This window comes from Dyadobacter sp. CY327, assembly GCF_021390415.1.
GTDB lineage: Bacteria > Bacteroidota > Bacteroidia > Cytophagales > Spirosomataceae > Dyadobacter > Dyadobacter chenhuakuii.
On sequence record NZ_JAJUXJ010000001.1, the window covers coordinates 1,220,497 to 1,235,320 of the forward strand.

The 14,824-nt window shown below is 45.2% G+C and carries 15 protein-coding genes; 8 read left to right on the forward strand and 7 right to left on the reverse strand.

Annotated features, from left to right (window positions below):
- Nucleotides 1-39: 39 nt before the first annotated feature.
- Nucleotides 40-1,560, reverse strand: a complete 1,521-nt coding sequence (locus tag LZG74_RS05155) for a lipopolysaccharide biosynthesis protein (protein WP_233795527.1) — start codon at nt 1,558-1,560, stop codon at nt 40-42.
- A gap of 124 nt (nt 1,561-1,684) precedes the next feature.
- On the opposite strand from LZG74_RS05155, the gene wecB reads away from it, so the two are divergent.
- Entirely contained in the window at nt 1,685-2,818 is a 1,134-nt protein-coding gene (gene wecB / locus LZG74_RS05160; protein WP_233795528.1) for a non-hydrolyzing UDP-N-acetylglucosamine 2-epimerase, read from the forward strand.
- Entirely contained in the window at nt 2,815-3,459 is a 645-nt protein-coding gene (locus LZG74_RS05165; protein ID WP_233795529.1) for an FkbM family methyltransferase, read from the forward strand. The genes wecB and LZG74_RS05165 overlap by 4 nt, the downstream gene beginning before the upstream one ends.
- Here the strand turns inward: LZG74_RS05165 and LZG74_RS05170 are convergent, their stop codons facing one another.
- Entirely contained in the window at nt 3,460-3,786 is a 327-nt protein-coding gene (locus tag LZG74_RS05170; protein WP_233795530.1) for a GNAT family N-acetyltransferase, read from the reverse strand.
- 20 nt (nt 3,787-3,806) lie between these two features.
- On the reverse strand, nt 3,807-4,064 hold the full coding sequence (locus tag LZG74_RS05175; protein ID WP_233795531.1) for a hypothetical protein: 258 nt from the start codon (nt 4,062-4,064) through the stop codon (nt 3,807-3,809).
- Nucleotides 4,065-4,659: 595 nt separating this feature from the next.
- Here LZG74_RS05175 and LZG74_RS05180 point away from each other — a divergent pair.
- From LZG74_RS05180 to LZG74_RS05190, 3 genes are all read left to right on the forward strand, one after another.
- Entirely contained in the window at nt 4,660-5,280 is a 621-nt protein-coding gene (locus LZG74_RS05180; protein ID WP_233795532.1) for a response regulator transcription factor, read from the forward strand.
- 105 nt (nt 5,281-5,385) lie between these two features.
- Nucleotides 5,386-5,928: an RNA methyltransferase gene (locus LZG74_RS05185; protein ID WP_233795533.1), complete on the forward strand. Its 543-nt coding sequence runs from the start codon at nt 5,386-5,388 to the stop codon at nt 5,926-5,928.
- Between the two features lie 138 nt (nt 5,929-6,066).
- A complete protein-coding gene (locus LZG74_RS05190; protein WP_233795534.1) occupies nt 6,067-6,492 on the forward strand; it encodes a histone H1/H5 family protein, HCT subfamily in 426 nt (141 codons plus the stop codon).
- Nucleotides 6,493-6,546: 54 nt separating this feature from the next.
- Here the strand turns inward: LZG74_RS05190 and pgeF are convergent, their stop codons facing one another.
- The gene (pgeF, locus tag LZG74_RS05195; protein ID WP_233795535.1) at nt 6,547-7,323 is read right to left on the reverse strand and encodes a peptidoglycan editing factor PgeF; all 777 of its coding nucleotides are present in this window, start codon (nt 7,321-7,323) and stop codon (nt 6,547-6,549) included.
- Nucleotides 7,324-7,533: 210 nt separating this feature from the next.
- On the opposite strand from pgeF, the gene LZG74_RS05200 reads away from it, so the two are divergent.
- Nucleotides 7,534-8,520: a glycosyltransferase family 2 protein gene (locus tag LZG74_RS05200; RefSeq protein ID WP_233795536.1), complete on the forward strand. Its 987-nt coding sequence runs from the start codon at nt 7,534-7,536 to the stop codon at nt 8,518-8,520.
- A gap of 42 nt (nt 8,521-8,562) precedes the next feature.
- On the opposite strand, the gene LZG74_RS05205 is transcribed toward LZG74_RS05200, so the two are convergent.
- On the reverse strand, nt 8,563-9,078 hold the full coding sequence (locus LZG74_RS05205; RefSeq protein ID WP_233795537.1) for a DinB family protein: 516 nt from the start codon (nt 9,076-9,078) through the stop codon (nt 8,563-8,565).
- A gap of 92 nt (nt 9,079-9,170) precedes the next feature.
- On the opposite strand from LZG74_RS05205, the gene LZG74_RS05210 reads away from it, so the two are divergent.
- Nucleotides 9,171-10,400 (forward strand): metallophosphoesterase, encoded by a 1,230-nt coding sequence (locus LZG74_RS05210; protein WP_233795538.1) that lies wholly within the window; start codon nt 9,171-9,173, stop codon nt 10,398-10,400.
- A 55-nt stretch (nt 10,401-10,455) separates the two neighbouring features.
- Here the strand turns inward: LZG74_RS05210 and LZG74_RS05215 are convergent, their stop codons facing one another.
- Complete coding sequence (locus tag LZG74_RS05215) at nt 10,456-10,647, reverse strand: hypothetical protein (protein WP_233795539.1); 192 nt, start codon at nt 10,645-10,647, stop codon at nt 10,456-10,458.
- A gap of 158 nt (nt 10,648-10,805) precedes the next feature.
- On the opposite strand from LZG74_RS05215, the gene LZG74_RS05220 reads away from it, so the two are divergent.
- Complete coding sequence (locus LZG74_RS05220; protein ID WP_233795540.1) at nt 10,806-12,266, forward strand: gluconokinase; 1,461 nt, start codon at nt 10,806-10,808, stop codon at nt 12,264-12,266.
- Between the two features lie 62 nt (nt 12,267-12,328).
- Here the strand turns inward: LZG74_RS05220 and LZG74_RS05225 are convergent, their stop codons facing one another.
- A complete protein-coding gene (locus LZG74_RS05225; protein WP_233795541.1) occupies nt 12,329-14,707 on the reverse strand; it encodes a TonB-dependent siderophore receptor in 2,379 nt (792 codons plus the stop codon).
- Nucleotides 14,708-14,824: the final 117 nt, after the last annotated feature.

A 14,824-nucleotide genomic window follows, 5' to 3' on the forward strand; every position in this document is an offset into this window, starting at 1 on the left:
GAAATGGATCTGTTTTAATGCTTCAAAGATAACGGTCTCTTATTTTATCCTCAGAATACTTGTCTTAATTAATTTCCAGCCACTTCCGAAGCCCGCCGAAATGTCCTCTGATACATTCCAGAGCAGGATTCCGCCACCAAAAATCACTGTAACAATAACCGAACGGGCCAGAATGATCACTACCGTGGAAATCAGGTCATCAGATTCGGGAAACGGCATGTAGTGAGCGACCAAATAGGCAACAGTCCCCAGCAATATTACCTTGAATGTTCCCAGTGTGAAGGGTTGAATGCCAAGTTTTTGTCTGATAAAAAACAATTTGACAAAATTATAAATGACCGTGGAGAAGAGCGCCGCGGCAGCCGCACCATTAAAGCCGTAAAGCGGGATCAGGAACTGGCTGCTGAATAAGATCAGGATCGTGAAAAACAACATGAAAACAATGTCGTAGCGATAATATTTCGAATTGGTCAGGATTTCCGTATTCAGGCCGGTCATCATATCAACGATTCGGGAAATGCCGACCATTAACACGACCCATTTGCCTTGCGAGTAAATGTCTGATTTTGGAATAATACCAAAAATAGCATCAATGTTGGTCCATATGCCCAGGAACAGGAAGGAGCCGATAATGAAGAGGTTAAGCGAGGATTTTTTATAGATCGTGTCAATGTGCGCAATGTCGTTGCGCGTATAAGCTTCTGAAATAATCGGCGCGCTGATCATCACAATGGCATTTCTGGGAATGGAAATGACCAGTGCGATCCGCGAGGCAATGTCGAAAATGGCAGTGCTGCCCAGACCGCCTTTGAATGCAGGTAAAAGGACTTTTTCAATATGCGGAAGCAATGCGGCACTGGCCCCGCCAAGCAAAACCCAGAGCCCGTAACGATACATTTCTTTGAACGCTGGGTGTTTTATAAAGCCAAAATCCAGCCTGGTATAAAGGCGTTTTTGCAGGTGCAGATAGATCAGCATGGCCGCAATGGCAAGTCCGTAGCTCAGCACGGTGAGGTTCACCATCGTATCAAAAGTGATGATTTTATAACCAAACATGATGACCACCGCGCTGTTAAAAAGCCGCAACCCGACCTCGCGGATGAGGGAAGGAACCGCAATACGTAAATTAATTCGCGAATAAGATTCCAGCGCCAGCAGATAAACCATTCCCACGGTGAGCGGGATAAAAACGTAATAATACTTGACCAGCATAGGAGAATGGTCAAGGTAGAATTTAAGATAAAGCGGCTTGAAAAGCAGATATAGCACCACAAAAGCGGCCAGCCCGACCAATGGCGTAATGATGATAAAGGTGAAAAGCTGCCTCCGCGACTCATGATCCTGGAACCGGCTATGAAACCGCACGGCGACAGACGGAACGCCCAGCAGCGCAAACGACATGTAAATGACAGGAAAAGTAAGCAGGGTGGAAGCGTACAAACCTAATTGTTCCTGGGTCAGAAACTGGTTATAGAGGATGAGGATGTTAAAAATGCCGATGACAACCCCGACGTAAGAAACGATTGAACTTTTAAAACCCTGACGTACAATTATCCCCATGAAGGTGCAATGATTAACAAGGCAAAATTAAGACAAAAACCAGAAGATAGCCTAACCGCGGAGCCCGATTAGTTCCTCTGAATGTTTGTGATAACTTTGCTTCCTTAATTAAACACACTATTTCTTGAAAGTAATCAATATCGTTGGGGCACGTCCCAATTTTATGAAAGTCGCGCCGCTGCACCGCGCTTTCACACTCTATCCGGATATCAATTCCCTGATCGTCCACACCGGCCAGCATTATGATTTCCGGATGTCCGGCATCTTTTTCGAACAGCTTCAACTTCCCGAACCGGATTATTTTTTAGGCGTAAGCAATGGTTCGCACGCGCAGCAAACGGCAGCTATAATGGTTGCATTTGAAAAGGTGCTCCTTATTGAAAAGCCGGACATCGTGCTGGTCGTGGGCGATGTTAATTCCACGCTGGCTTGCGCACTAGTGGCAGTAAAAATGCATATTCCCGTAGTTCATGTGGAAGCCGGGCTAAGGAGCGGCGACAGGAAAATGCCCGAAGAGATTAACCGGATTCTCACCGATGCCATTGCAGATCAGCTTTTTGTAACGGAGAAGTCGGCGGTTTGTAATCTTTTAAAAGAAAATATTTCGCCTGAAAAGATTCACTTCGTCGGCAATGTAATGATCGATTCGCTGCTGCATTGTTTGAATCAGGTTACCGAAGATGCGAGGCAACCGGAAAGGCAAAACGAATATATCTTAATGACCATGCACAGACCAGCTAATGTGGATAATGCGGTGGTAATGTTCGAAATTGCAAACATGATCAGAAGGTTATCGGCATTGCATCCCATTATCTTCCCAATCCACCCGCGTACATTGAAGAGCCTTGAAACGCAAGGGTTATTGCATGATTTGAAAAAAATAAAAAATCTGGAAATTACTGAACCGCAGGGTTACAGGGAGTTTTTAACATTGATTAAGAACGCGTCTCTGGTGATCACCGATTCTGGCGGCATTCAGGAGGAAACCACGTTTCTGAAAGTGCCTTGCATTACATTAAGAGAAAGCACCGAGCGTCCGGTCACTGTTGAAGCGGGCACAAATCATCTGCTGCCCGACTGGAATGCGCAATCCGTGGTGGAAATGGCCAGAAAGATAATGGGGGGACATTGTAAAAAAGGACAGATCCCGGAATTATGGGATGGTTGCGCAGCAGATCGCATCGTGACAATTCTGCGAGAAAAGTACATTAATTCGTACGTTTGTGCCGGTAAGCGTCAACCGTCGGATTTGAAATGATTAAAAAAATAAAAAATAACACCTGGGATCTGCTCAATGGGATCGGCCTGGGTGGGAGTGTGCAGCTTTTTCTGGACGGTGCTTTGAAGCAGTACGGCTGGTTCAGAAGTTTTCATACCAAACAATCCGTTGACGCAAATGGTGATCCGCTTCCCTGGTATACATATCCATTTATATTGTTTTTGAAACCGCGTTTGAAGCCTGATTTCGTGGTTTTTGAATATGGTTCTGGAAATTCTACCCGCTGGTATGGTGCCCGCGTGAAGCAAATTACGGCTGTGGAACACGATGCGGAATGGATCAAACTTATAAAGCCAAAGCTTCCCGGCAATGCAAAAGTTATCGAAAAACCGCTGGGCGATTCTTACATTCAGGCGGTTAAGGATGCTGGCGAGCATTATAACATTATCATTGTTGACGGACGCAACAGGGTGAAATGTGCCAATTTTGCAGTCGATTATCTGACCAATGATGGCGTCCTGATCCTCGACAATTCGGAACGTGAGTGGTATCAGAAAGCAAAGGAATATTTGAAAGAAAGAGGTTTCCGAAGACTGGATTTCATTGGTATGGCGCCAATTGTAGGCATCGAAACGTGCACGAGCGTGTTTTACCGGGATGGTAACTGTTTGGGCATCTGATCAGCGGAAAGTTATTTCATAAGTCATTTTCAAACATTCTTTCCCACCAATATTTTTCTTGAACCTGCTAAGCGAAGGCTTGTGGACACCATTGCCATCCAGCGAAATGCCCAGGTCTAATATCCTGATGTTTTCCCGCTGACAATGTTGATAAACGCGATCCATTAACATGACAACCGGGCTGTAAACGCGGTAGTCAGGTAAATCCCCGCACAAAAAGTTGTAAAGTATGTGATCGTTAACCCGCACCGTCATGGTAAGGGCGATGATCTTTTCCTGGTCAACAACCGTAAAAATCTGATATGCCTCGGGAAATGTGTGTCTCAATATGTCAATTTGAGATAATGTTAAAGGCATGCGGTAACCATTACTTTCACGGCAGTGTGCCGGGAATTCATAAGTAACCTGGGATGAAATTTCATGCGCTGGCCCAGCTCTGAATCCAGCAAAAACAGCTTTTTTGAATTTTCGTTTTTCCGCCGGCCTGATGTGAGCAATGAAGTCATCGCCATCCACATTAATATAACTATTAAGGCAGGCCTGAACGGGGATAAGTCCAGTATATAGATAAGCGTCGTGTAATAAGCGTTGTTGATCAGGTTCATAGCAGCATGGAGCAGTTTTAATCGTCAGCTGTTTTCCTGAGCGATCATTGATCCACTTTTTAATACAATTTATAAAAAAGATAATCTCGCTCTCCTGGCAATCCGTACCGCATTGAATGCCGCCAAATGGAGCGTTAGGAGGCGAAATCCAGCTGCTATCAGGCATTTCTACACATTGAAAAATGGCTATGACATGCTGAGGATCTTGGCGGAGCAGGGAGAACGCATATATCGGACCGGCAGTCTGGGTTAATAAATGCTCCGGTTCCAGGTATAAAAAAGGGAGAAAAGCCAATGTCTTTGAAAAGTGGCTTTTTCCAATATCCAGACAAACTTCCAGTTTATCTGTTTTTCCTAAATAGTGTGTGTTGTGAGAAATAATCTGAAAGCTAAACGACTAATTAGTAGTATGTAACTGATGGTTTACTTTAAAGTATGCCCTCAGGAGACGATTTTATTCAAAATTGTTAAAAATTGAGATACTAATTTGATATTTTTTATGTTTAATACAATGCTGATTGCTATTTTTGTTGATTCCCTGGTTTTTATAGACTGGCACCTGCATTTTTTTAATTAATTGGACTCAAACCCGTACATGAAACACATACTTATTGCCGAAGATCATGCAGTAGTGAGAATAGGCACCAAACACCTCCTCAAATCACTGATACCGGACTCAACCATTTCGGACGTCGACGATTTTGACAAGATACTTCAGGAAATTGAAGTGAAATCGTACGATCTTCTGATCCTCGATATCAACATTCCCGGCGGGAACACGACTAAAATGGTTGAAACCATCCGTCAAAAATCTCCTGGCATAAGGATATTGATGTTTTCAAGCTATGACGAACAGCAATACGGTTTAATGTATCTCCAAGCCGGTGCGGACGGTTATTTATCGAAGGACGCGCCTGAGGAAGAGTTTAAAACAGCCGTTATGAGCGTTTTGAACAATAAAAAATACATGAGCGAAGATATGCAGCAAATGAATATCAACAGGCTCATCAATCCAAGAGAGTTTCTTCCAGACCCGATCGTAAGTCTTTCGCCACGGGAAACGGACGTAATGAATCTTTTGAAAGAAGGATTAGGAACCGCTAAAATAGCTGAAAAACTCAACCTACAGCTCTCAACCGTTAGTACTTACAAAGCAAGGATTTTTGAGAAACTCGGTGTTAAAAACATCGTTGAACTGATCACAAAGATCAAATAATTGACTCAGATAAAAGATTTGAACCCTGCACTTGGCCGTGCGGGGTTTTTTTGTGGGGTTTGAAAAATTAATTTGCTTCTTTCCCGTACGTTTGCCGAAACATCAATGAAAACGCGCATGCGCAAGTTGCAGATTGAAGAAATGGGCCGGTTGACGGTTGAAGAATTTAAGGAATCGGAGAAATTCCCATTTGTTATTGTCCTTGATAACATCCGGAGCCTGGCCAACATTGGCTCCTTTTTTAGAACAGCAGATGCTTTTCGGGCTCAGAAGATCATCTTATGTGGTTATACCCAAAGTCCCCCGCACAGGGAAATTACCAGGAGCGCCATTGGTGCCGAGTTGTCGGTGCATTGGGAAAAGAACGATAGCGCCGAGGATGCGGTGAAACAGTTGAAGGCTCAGGGTTATGAAGTGTGGTGTGTGGAGCAGGCGGAAGGGAGCGTAATGTTACAAAATTTTGCTCCGAACATGGAGAAGCCGTACGCATTTGTGTTTGGAAATGAGGTGGAAGGCGTCGCGGATAATGTTATTGCCGCTGCCGACGGCTGCCTGGAAATCCCGCAGTTCGGAACAAAGCATTCCTTTAATGTGTCCGTATCCGCTGGAATCGTACTCTGGGAATTTGTAAGCAAAAAGATAACATAAATATAATACGAGATATTTGGTGTTTATCGCTTAATAAGCATTAATTGCAGGTTATAAATGCAATGATATATCCTCACGTTCACACGCCGTTTGCTTGTTCAACCGGGTAGAAACTTTACCAGAATTTAAAACTACATTATGAAATCTGCTACAAAAAAATTATCGACCGAAATTGCAGAAACGCTTTCCGGCAAAATCGCTGCAGTTTCTGCAGGTTCCAAGAAAATAAAGAAGTCTATCGAAAAGGCGGCTGAAAAACTGGCTAAGAAAGTAGCAAAGTTTGAGAAGGAAACTGCCAAAAAACAGGCTAAGGATGCTAAGAATGAAGAGAAAAAGCTGAAATCGAAAGACAAAGGTAAAAAGGAAAGCAAGAAAGAAAAGGCTGCTAAGGTTGCTGCGCTCGTTGCCGCTGCATCCACAAAAGCTGCTGTTGCCGCTCCCGCTAAACCGATCGCTGTAAAAGCAACCAATGCTAAGCCAGCCGTTGGCCGCGCCGCTTCGCGACCAGCTACCCAATCTTCATCGGAAAAGGAAAATCCGATTGTAGAAACACCAGCTCAATAAAAATACATGGAAGTAAAAGAAAGACAGCATCCCAGGATGCTGTCTTTCTGCTTTTTAGCCTCGGTCGGTCATTCCGATCGTTGCCAGTAGCCTTCCTGTAAAACCTTTTTCCAAGCGGTAGGAAAAGTAATCTTCGTTGTTGAGCACCGTCGAGAAAGGGGAGACTTCTATGTTCTCCTCAGACAGCCCAGATGCCAGGAGCTGGTCGCGGTTGCTCGCCTTCAAATCCACGAAATATTTCTGTTTTTCAGAATCATAGCGTTTATATTTTCCTTCAAAATGTTCAGAAACGTCTTCGCCGACTTCAAATGAACATTCATCGATGCATGTGCCAATGTAAGCGACGCAATTCGCCGGGTCTGCGCCGAACTCTGCTTCGAGCATAGCGATGGTTTTAGCTGCAATGCCCTTTACGGTTCCGCGCCAGCCTGCATGGACAGCAGCAACACTCCTGGTTACCGGATCAAAGATCAGGAGCGGGGTGCAATCCGCGATCGTTACTGCTAGCTGAATGTTCGTTTTATTGGTAATAAGCGCATCAAAACCATCAAACCGGCCTGGATTTTCGATATTTAAAATTTTATCATCATGCACCTGATGCGACTTGGCGACGGTTTCAAACGGGACATTTAATGCATTGAAAAAGCGAATGTTGTTTTCCAGCACGTCCGCAGGATCGTCTTGCGAGCCGCCCAGGTTCAATGATGAATAAGGTGCTTTGCTTACGCCACCGTGCCTGGTGCTTTCCGCAGCGATAAGCCCGGCGAATCGGGAAAATATATGCGGAGCCCTGAAAAGTGGCTTGCTGATGTTGGTTTCTGTTGAAGACATGAAGAAAATGGTCGTGATCAAACTTTCACAAATGTAGATTATAGCAAATTAATGTTGGGTAACGGAATTTATTTCATCCGGTTATAAGTTTAGTGTCTGTACTGACGAGCTGAAACAGTGGCAATCCCGGCCGGAAAATATCATGATTCGGGTAAAACGGGAATAAAAAATTAAATTTACAGCCAGACGTGCATCAATTGACTAATGAATATGATAAAAGTGAGTGTGTGTGTTGTCACTTACAACCACGAAAAGTTTGTAGCCCAGATGCTGGATTCGATCTTAATGCAGCAGACTACATTTCCTTTTGAGATTGTTGTAGGGGACGATTGCTCCAAGGATAATACGGCCGCTATATTAAAGGATTACCAGCAACGGTTTCCAGATAAGATCAGGCTTTTGCTGCATCCGAAAAACATGGGGCTTAATGGTAAATTCAATGCACTTGCCACATTTGCAGCCGCCAAAGGTGAATATATAGCGCAGTTTGACGGCGACGATTACCTGATTTCTCCGCATAAGCTTCAAAAACAAGTGGAAATGATGGACGCAAATCCGCATTACTCAGCTTGTTACCATAATGCCCGCGTTATTTTTGACGACAATGCAGCGACGCCTTATCTGGTCAATACGCTTTCAAAACCGGAAATAACCGTGGAGGACCTGGTAGGAGAGGACGAGCTTTGTTTCATCGCGACTTCCAGCTTAATGTTCCGTCGGGAGGATTTTGCCAAACATCCTGATCCTGAGTGGACCAACCTGTCAACCAGCGGCGATATTCCCAGAAATATCATGTTTGCCACCCGTGGCCCGATTGGTTATATCGACGAAGTGATGTCGGTTTACAGGAAAAACAGGGGAGGGGCAAGCTTTGCGGATAACCATTATGGCGCTGATTTCCTTTTCAACCGTATTCAGCTTTATTCCAACATTAATAAGGAGCTGGACTATAAATACGATGATAAGTTGAAGAAGAACATTGCCACTTACTATTATAAGTTGCTGTTTTCCAAAGAATATGGCAAAACTTACTGGCCAAGATTGAAGTATGCGCTGAAATATCTGGCTGATGGAGATCCTTCGCCGCAGCGAAGGAAGGAAGTGATCCGCGACTTTGTTATACCACCCGCGTTTATGAAATTATACAGCTTTTTTGCATTGAACCTTTATAATATCAAGTCAAAAGCAAAGGCTTGAAGCAAAACAAAAATGGGATCTCGTCGATCCCATTTTTGTTGATTAGAATAACATTTCTTTTGGAGGCGTCGCGCCTTTCATACGGATGTAAGGCGTTGTCTGCCCGCGGTGGTGTGTCTGATGCTCGAATGCTTTTTCGAATGCAACACCCGCTTTCATATCCATTCCGAATACTTTCACGTCTTTCGCAAGATCCGCTTCGGTCATGCCTTTCAATGTGTTGATAACAAAATCATAGCTTTCCATAACCGCCTTAGAAACAGCAGCTTTCGATTGATCTGTCATTTTTTCTGCTGAACCCTCAAACGGACTTTTTTTACCGGATGCGGCCGAAACAAATGCAAAGTTAGCATCTGCAATATGGTCCATCTGGGCCGCAAATGAGCGGATTTCAGGTGTGGGCTTGAAAGCATAACCTTCTTCCGGCATTGCATCCAGATATTGTTGGGTGTATTTTTTTGCTCTTTCCCAGTCCGCAACCTGCTTGGCGATCATCGTTTGTGCAAATGCAGCACTCGCCGCAAAAAAGAACATAAGAGTAAAAGTCAATTTTTTCATTTGAGTCTGTGTTTATGGTGGTTTAATTTTTTTGGGAAAGGTAATCAATAATCATTTTATTTACCGGTTAACATCCGAATATCGAATTACATATGCCCGAGTCAGCAGAAGACCGAACCAAAAAGTATCTGGACCTTGGTCACAGCGAAGCCGAAAATCATGCAAAAACCCAACTTGAACTTTACGAAAAGCACGTTAAGGATACATCCAGTGCAACCAATGTTGTTTCTAACTTCTTCAAAACCAACCTGCTAGGCTTTGCCTGGCATTATCTGAAAAGTCGTTTCGGGCCGCGGCATCCTTACCAGGCTTATCCGAGGAATGGTGATACGGGCGTTTACAAGTTAAATTCTTCCATTCCTTCGAGAGATGAAATAAGCATTGCATTGCTGTCCGATTGGGCCAGCGATACGGCGGAGTCAGATGCAGTCGCGCATTTGGTTGCCCGCTATGCGCCTGATTATACCATACATATGGGCGATATTTACTTCGTAGGTGCGCCAAAAGAGATTGAAGATAATTTTACCGCTCCGCATGCTTCCTGGTATTATGGGGCGTCGGGAAGTTTGGCTTTATCGGGCAATCATGAAATGTATTCCAATGGAAATGCCTTTTTCCAGCACCTGCTGCCTGCTATGTACATTCAGGAAGGCGATGTGAAAAAATCGCAACAAGCCGGGTTCTTTTGTCTTCAAAACGAACATTGGCGAATCATAGGGATTGATACGGGTTATACTTCCGTCGGCAGGCCGTTTGTAGAGATCCTTTCGCCGCCCGATTGTCATTTGAAAGATGAACAGGTGGCGTGGCTCAGGGATGTGGTGCAACTGGGTAATCCTGCGGACAAACGCGGGATCGTCTTCCTTAGCCACCATCCGTACATATCATCATTCAGGGAAGATTATGCAAAGCCTGGCGAGCAGATTCGTGAGCTGATGGGCGATGTTGTGCGCCCAGTTGTCTGGTTCTGGGGACATGATCACAGGCTGGTTGTGTACAACGTTGGTACCAACGGAAAAGGTCCCGAGGCTTACGGGCGTTGCATTGGTCACGGTGGCTTACCCGTTGAAACGGCGATGCCTGTTGGAAAAGACCTCGAAAAAATAGGTTATTATGACCGCAGGGTGCGGAAAGTGATAAAAAGACATCAGATCGGTTACAATGGCTTTGTCCGATTGCTGCTGAAAGGCAACGTCGTTACCGCAGACTATCGCGACTTGGAGGATCAATGTGTGTTCGAAGAATCCTGGACTTCGGACATGACAAACGGCCAGTTGGAATGGAAAATACTACAATCCATGCCCGAAATGGCCGTTCGTTAAAACGTTTTTTGAAACGATTAATCAGCTTGATCAGCGATTGATCAGCTCAGAAATATCAGTGGTGATCGTCGCCGTGGTGGCTGTTATCTCTGTAAAAAGCTGCGAATGTTATAACAAGTCCGATTGTTCCCAAAATAAAGGTAAACAGATCAGCAAGTACAGCCAGCACCAGGAACAGAATGATAAATGCTGCAACGTAAACTCCGCTGGAAAGTGAACTGGATTCGTTATGTGTTGTATCGGACATGGTCGGATGTATAAAAATCTTAATGCGTTTATTTCTGCGAAAATAACAAATCCGTGCCAAGTTGTTGGCAAGATTTCAGATTTTTTGATTTGTTTTAATTAAATAATCGGGCTGCCTGACTGGGTTTTAGCCCGTCAGTGCCTTCTAAATTTAACAAAATGCCCTACATCATAGGTTGTGATATTGGTACAACAAATGTAAAATGCGTCGCTTTCGATTCCGTGAAAGGCAACATTCTGGCCTCACACAGTGAAAGTTATGAAATGTACCATCCGCACCCGGACTGGAGTGAGCAGAACCCGGATGAAATTTATGATGCGGCCTGCAAAACCATCAAAACCGTTGTGAAAGCTTGCGCGGGGCGGCACAAATTGCTGGGCATCAGTTTTAGTGCAGCCATGCATGGTGTGCTGGCATTGGATAAGGACGGAAAGCAGCTTACGCAACTCATCATTTGGGCCGATAACCGCAGCTCCGACATTGCGCTCAAACTACGCACTTCCAGGGTCGGAAAAAAAATCTATTACAACAACGGAACGCCTGTTCACGCCATGGCGCCGGTGTGTAAGTTACTCTGGCTCAAAAAGCATGAGCCGCAAATCTATAAAAAGGCAAACCGTTTTGTCGGCATTAAAGAATACATTATTTATCGGTTGACGGGCAAGTTTGTCATTGACTATTCGGTCGCTTCTGCCACGGGAATGTTCAATATCCGGGAATTACAATGGGATGCTTACACACTCAAAAAGCTGGGTTTGACGGCTGAGAAATTATCCACTGCAGTTTCTCCGTATCACATTGAAGAAACGCCCGCGAAAAACGATGCCGGTTTACCCGGAGGAACAGCGCTGATCATGGGTGCCAGCGATGGCTGCCTGGCCAACCTGGGCAGCGGAGCGGTTCAGACGGGCTCTATGGCCGTTACTATCGGCACTAGCGCAGCGGTAAGAATTTGTTTTGATAAACCCTACTCAGATCCCCAGATGCAGACTTTCTGCTATGTCCTGGATGAGCATACATTCATTATTGGAGGTCCTTCCAATAATGGGGCTGTCATTTTTGAATGGTTAATGAATACATTTTTCCCAAAAGAGGAATTTGATACGGTTTTTGAAGAAGCTTCGAAAATAGATGCAGGCGCTAACGGACTGCTTTTCTACCCTTATCTGCTGGGCGAGCGCGCGCCGCTTTGGAGTTCTACCGTGCGCGGCGGGTTCACCGGACTCGATATTCAGCACACGCGGTCACATTTCGCCAAGGCGGTTATGGAAGGCATTCTACTCAATCTCTTCGGAATTGGCAAAATCCTGATGGAAATGCAAAAGGTTAATGTGATCTACGCCAACGGCGGTTTTGCGCGCAGCCCGATCTGGGTGCAAATGCTTTCGGATATTTTTGGAAAGGAAGTAAAATTGAATGAAACAGTCGAAACCGGTGCGGTGGGTGCTGCAATGATGGGGCTTAAAGCGCTTGGCATCTTCGAACATTATGCCGATATGAAGGCATTTACAACTGTCGGGCAGGAGTTTGATCCAAATGGGAAAGTGCATCAAACTTATGAAGCGCTGAGTGATAAATTTAAAAAAGGGGCAAGGTTAATGCTGGCGCATGCCGTCTGAAAACAAAAGGGCATTCAGCATATGATCGCTGAATGCCCGGAAAATATGTTGAATAAATGTTCTCAGAACTTATAAGCTAGCCCCAAACGATAGTTCCTTGGCGCTTCTGACTGTGTGTAGTAAGCGTTGATATAACTCTCGAAACTTCCGCTGTAAAGATATTTATCAAGCACATTGAAGACGTTCAATGTCAGTCTGATTTTGTCTTTCTCCCAGAAAAGTCCACCGTCCAGCTTGAAGTAATTCGGCAGGTTCTGTTTGTCATTCGTGAGGCTCCATGTAGCCGTAGCGCGGTCGGCCAGATACGTAAAACCACCGGACACGCCGAGCCCTTTAGCTGCGCCTTGCTGTAATGTGTAGCTAAGCCAGCCGTTTGCCGTGTGCTTGGCAAACCCCGGGATCACGTCGCCAACAGTAAATGTCTGGACGCCCTCGTTCACTTTCGATACTTCCGAATTGGTATAGGCGTAGTTTGCTGTCAGATTAAGTCCTTTGACAATGGATCCGCGAAGGTCAAATTCTACGCCCTGCGCACGCTTTTGACCAAATACAACACTAATTCCTGAATTGTTCGGGCTGAATGGATCTGGTGTCAGCTCATTGCTTTTGACAATCCGGTAAACCGAGACCGTTGTGTTCCAGCGTCCCTCCGCCCAATCTCTTTTCACCCCAAGCTCACGGTTGCTTCCGGTAATGGGTTTTGCATTGCCGCCACCTCTGATCCTTCCGGATTGCGGTAAAAATGCTTCATCATATAACGCATACACCGAAGTGTTTTTATCAATTGAAATACTTAATCCAACTCTCGGCGTGAAATGGCTGGCTTTATCCGGCGCACCGCCCCACGACGACTGGCTCACGTGCGTGTAACGCCCGGCCAATGTCAGCCTGATCTTGTTATCAATGAAACCAAGTTCATCCTGCAAGTAGATTCCAGTGTATTTCTGGTCCATGGTTCCACCACCGTTTACAGCTCTTGCTTCCAGGTTCAGCGAGCGGTCCCACACCGGGTAACCATTGTTGGGCGTTGAATAATATGGATTTTTTGGGTCAAACAGCGCGCCTAGTGTATCCAGCCCGTGCGTCTGCGACCAGTCTGCAAAATAGTTTTTTGTCCCGATGTCGATCCCGCCCAATATGCGGTGCTGCACGCCGCCGGTCGTTACCGAACCATTAATAAACGTTTGTGCAAGTGTCATTTCACTTTTTGCATCCCATATCCCCACGCTCCTTACCATTCGAGCATCCTCGCTGATGGAATCCGGCCACATGCTGGACCCTTTTTGATTATAGTTGAAATAACCGACTTGCGCTGTCAGCTTCCAGTCGCTGTTAATCTGGTGTTGCAGGTTTACAAAAAGGCTTTGATCTTTAATTTTCGTGGGATCCAGTCCCGGAGGCATAGCCGTGAAATTTCTTGGCAATGTCGCGTAACCGTCTGTCGTAAACGCGTAATAGGAACCAACATCCGACATTTTTGCATACTGCATGGTGTATTCCGCCGTCAGTTTCGTCTTATCATCGATCTGGTAGGAAATGACCGGCGCGATGCTGTAACGGTTGTTGTATTCGTAAGGGCGGTGCGAATTTTTGTTCTGTCCGGCCAGGTTCAGGCGGTAAAGCAGTTTTCCGCTTTTATCCAGTTTTCCGTCCAGGTCCAATGTTGCGCGGTAAAAGTCAAAGCTGCCCATCGTCAGCGACACTTCACCTTTTGTTTCACCCGTTGGTTTTTTGGTAACCACATTATAGAGGCCGCTAGGATCACCATTTGCCAGCATAAATCCAGCAGGGCCTTTTACAAATTCAATGTGGTCCACAAAGCTCATATCCTCGGTAAGCGGTCCCCAGAATGAGCTGACAACATTAAACCCATTACGAAAAGCCTGGATCTGCGAGCCGCGCATGGTAATGTTGGCGTACAGATCGCCCCAGTGTTCCAGGCGGGTAGCGCCGCTTACATTCCGGATCAAACCGTCGCTCATGCTGATGATCTGCTGATCGGCCAAAACTTTGGAGGTTACAACCTGTACATTTTGAGGTGTTTCCAAAATAGGAGTAAGCAATTTCAGGCTCGAAGAAACCTGATCAGATTTGTAAGGGTTTCCACCTTTTACAATCACTTCCGACAATTGGTTAGCACTTTCCGAAAGTGTGAAAGCAACATTCACCGTTTCGCCGGCAACCACTTCCACCGATTTTTCCTGCGTTTCCAGTCCTACGAAGCTTACCAGCAGGGTGTAATTGCCTGGTTTCACTCTTTCGATCACAAATTTTCCTTCTGCATCGGAAACAGAGCCTTTGGAACTTCCCTTAATGCCGACCGAAACCTGTTCCGCAGGTTGGCCGTCGGAGCTGAGTATCTGGCCTGTAATTCTGCCGTTTTGTGCGAATGCAGCAGTTGCACAAAGCATAAACAGGATAAAAGCGTAAAATCTTTGCATTGTATTTAAAATTGGTCTAAATAATATTTTGGCTGGCAAATATCGTTCGGCAATTTTTTCGAACCAAGCGTTTATTTAGATTTATTTCAAATAGTGAAGTTGGTGGCTATGTTGCAG

What these genes read in the sequence shown, in the direction of transcription:
- LZG74_RS05155 (WP_233795527.1), bottom strand. Translation starts at nt 1,560, where the DNA reads ATGGGGATAATTGTACGTCAGGGTTTTAAAAGTTCAATCGTTTCTTAC.
- LZG74_RS05165 (WP_233795529.1), top strand. Translation starts at nt 2,815, where the DNA reads ATGATTAAAAAAATAAAAAATAACACCTGGGATCTGCTCAATGGGATC.
- LZG74_RS05175 (WP_233795531.1), bottom strand. Translation starts at nt 4,064, where the DNA reads ATGAACCTGATCAACAACGCTTATTACACGACGCTTATCTATATACTG.
- LZG74_RS05180 (WP_233795532.1), top strand. Translation starts at nt 4,660, where the DNA reads ATGAAACACATACTTATTGCCGAAGATCATGCAGTAGTGAGAATAGGC.
- LZG74_RS05185 (WP_233795533.1), top strand. Translation starts at nt 5,386, where the DNA reads ATGAAAACGCGCATGCGCAAGTTGCAGATTGAAGAAATGGGCCGGTTG.
- LZG74_RS05190 (WP_233795534.1), top strand. Translation starts at nt 6,067, where the DNA reads ATGAAATCTGCTACAAAAAAATTATCGACCGAAATTGCAGAAACGCTT.
- pgeF (WP_233795535.1), bottom strand. Translation starts at nt 7,323, where the DNA reads ATGTCTTCAACAGAAACCAACATCAGCAAGCCACTTTTCAGGGCTCCG.
- LZG74_RS05200 (WP_233795536.1), top strand. Translation starts at nt 7,534, where the DNA reads ATGATAAAAGTGAGTGTGTGTGTTGTCACTTACAACCACGAAAAGTTT.
- LZG74_RS05205 (WP_233795537.1), bottom strand. Translation starts at nt 9,078, where the DNA reads ATGAAAAAATTGACTTTTACTCTTATGTTCTTTTTTGCGGCGAGTGCT.
- LZG74_RS05210 (WP_233795538.1), top strand. Translation starts at nt 9,171, where the DNA reads ATGCCCGAGTCAGCAGAAGACCGAACCAAAAAGTATCTGGACCTTGGT.
- LZG74_RS05215 (WP_233795539.1), bottom strand. Translation starts at nt 10,647, where the DNA reads ATGTCCGATACAACACATAACGAATCCAGTTCACTTTCCAGCGGAGTT.
- LZG74_RS05220 (WP_233795540.1), top strand. Translation starts at nt 10,806, where the DNA reads ATGCCCTACATCATAGGTTGTGATATTGGTACAACAAATGTAAAATGC.
- LZG74_RS05225 (WP_233795541.1), bottom strand. Translation starts at nt 14,707, where the DNA reads ATGCAAAGATTTTACGCTTTTATCCTGTTTATGCTTTGTGCAACTGCT.